3 protein-coding genes and 1 pseudogene are annotated in these 2107 nt (G+C 55.8%); all 4 read right to left on the reverse strand.

Annotation, left to right across the window (positions count from 1 at the left end; genetic code table 11):
- Nucleotides 1-6: 6 nt before the first annotated feature.
- Nucleotides 7-1326, reverse strand: a complete 1320-nt coding sequence (secY, locus tag AC1DWI_RS20730; protein ID WP_477668669.1) for a preprotein translocase subunit SecY — start codon at nucleotides 1324-1326, stop codon at nucleotides 7-9.
- An 18-nt stretch (nucleotides 1327-1344) separates the two neighbouring features.
- Nucleotides 1345-1776, reverse strand: coding sequence for a 50S ribosomal protein L15 (rplO, locus tag AC1DWI_RS20735; protein ID WP_411878481.1), 432 nt, complete (start codon nucleotides 1774-1776; stop codon nucleotides 1345-1347).
- Between the two features lie 13 nt (nucleotides 1777-1789).
- Entirely contained in the window at nucleotides 1790-1972 is a 183-nt protein-coding gene (gene rpmD, locus AC1DWI_RS20740) for a 50S ribosomal protein L30 (protein WP_122954340.1), read from the reverse strand.
- Between the two features lie 13 nt (nucleotides 1973-1985).
- Nucleotides 1986-2107: pseudogene (locus tag AC1DWI_RS20745) on the reverse strand (30S ribosomal protein S5); the annotation flags it as partial.

The raw sequence follows: 2107 nt of genomic DNA on the forward strand, positions 1-2107 counted from the left end.
ACCCAGTTAACCGCCCAGTGACGTCTTGAAGTTCGCCTTTTTAAGCAACGACTCATACTGTTGCGACATCATGTAGTTCTGTACCTGGGCCATGAAATCCATGGTCACCACGACAATAATCATCAACGACGTACCGCCAAAATAAAACGGCACGTTGTATTTCAAAATCAGAAACTCCGGCAGCAAACACACGAATGTGATGTACACCGCACCTGCCAGCGTCAAGCGCACCAGGATTTTGTCAATGTAACGGGCCGTCTGATCACCCGGCCGAATCCCCGGAATGAACGCACCGCTCTTTTTCAGGTTGTCCGCCGTTTCACGGCTGTTGAACACCAGCGCCGTATAGAAGAAGCAGAAGAACACAATCGCGCTGGCGTACAGCATCACATAGATGGGCTGGCCCGGCGTCAGCGTGCTGGCAATGTCTTTGAGCCAGCGCATGCTTTCACCGGTACTAAACCAGCCCACAACCGTGGCAGGCAGCAAAATGATCGATGAAGCGAAAATCGGTGGGATCACGCCCGCCATGTTCAACTTCAGCGGCAAGTGCGATGACTGTCCACCGTAAACCTTGTTACCCACCTGGCGCCGCGCATAGTTCACAAGAATCTTGCGTTGCCCGCGCTCTACGAACACCACGAAATACGTCACCAGCACGACCACCGCGACGATCACGATGGCTACCAGAATACTCATGGCGCCGGTGCGAACTAATTCGAGCAAACCACCCATGGCATTCGGCAAGCCTGCCGCAATACCGGCAAAAATCAGGATCGAAATGCCGTTACCCAAACCACGCTCGGTAATCTGCTCACCCAGCCACATCAGGAACATCGTGCCGGCCGTCAGGCTGAACACTGCAGTCATGCGGAAACCAAAACCGGGTGCCAGCACCAGGCCTGGCGAGCTTTCCAGCGCCACGGCAATACCCATGGACTGGAACAGTGCCAAAGCCAGCGTGCCGTAACGCGTGTACTGCGTAATCTTGCGCCGGCCGCTTTCGCCTTCTTTTTTCATCTGCTCGAACGTCGGAACGACGTACGTCAGCAATTGCATGATGATCGAGGCCGAGATGTACGGCATGATGCCCAAGGCAAACACCGTGAATCGCGACAGGGCACCACCCGAGAACATATTGAACAGGTTCAATATGCCGCCTTGCTGGCCCTTGAAAAGCTCTTTCAGCTGGCCAGGGTCAATCCCTGGCACCGGGATGTGCGCGCCAATGCGGTACACCACCAGGGCCAGCAGCAAAAACACAAGCCTGTTGCGCAGATCACCGTACTTGCCGGTTTTCGCGATTTGAGCCGAAGTGGTTGCCACTGATTATCCAGTCAGGTATTAAGCGACAGAGCCGCCGGCGGCTTCGATCACAGCCTTGGCAGCTGCCGTGGCAGAAATGCCGTTCAGCTTGACTGCCTTGGTCAGTTCACCGGTCTTGATGATCTTGACGTTCTTGGCGAGCTGGCCCACCAGGCCGGCAGTCTTCAGAGCCAACAGATCGACTTCGGCCAGGCCGAGCTGCTCCAGCGCGCCGAGGGTGACCTCGGCGTTGAACTTCAGCAAATGCGACTTGAAGCCGCGCTTGGGCAAGCGACGCTGCATAGGCATTTGACCGCCTTCGAAGCCCACCTTGTGATAACCACCGGAGCGGGACTTCTGGCCTTTATGACCACGTCCTGCCGTTTTGCCCAGGCCAGAGCCGATGCCGCGACCAACGCGTCGTTTGGCATGTTTGGCGCCTTCGCTAGGCTTGATTCCRTTCAATTCCATGATGAGTCTCCGCTCAGACAATCTTGACCAGATAGCTGATCTTGTTGATCATGCCGCGCACTGCGGGCGTATCCTGCAATTCGCTGACGCTGTTGACGCCACGAAGGCCCAGACCGCGCACAGTAGCGCGATGCGATTCCTTGGTGCCAATCGGGCTGCGAACCAGCTGGACTTTGACTTTGGTTTCTTTGGTCATTTTCAATGCCGCCTTAGCCGAAGATCTCTTCGACCGATTTGCCACGTTTGGCCGCAATTTCAGAAGCGGTCGTGGAATTATTCAGTGCGTCCATGGTGGCGCGCACCATGTTGTAAGGGTTGCTCGAACCATGGC

It is taken from the genome of Polaromonas sp. P3_C2 (genome assembly GCF_056402675.1).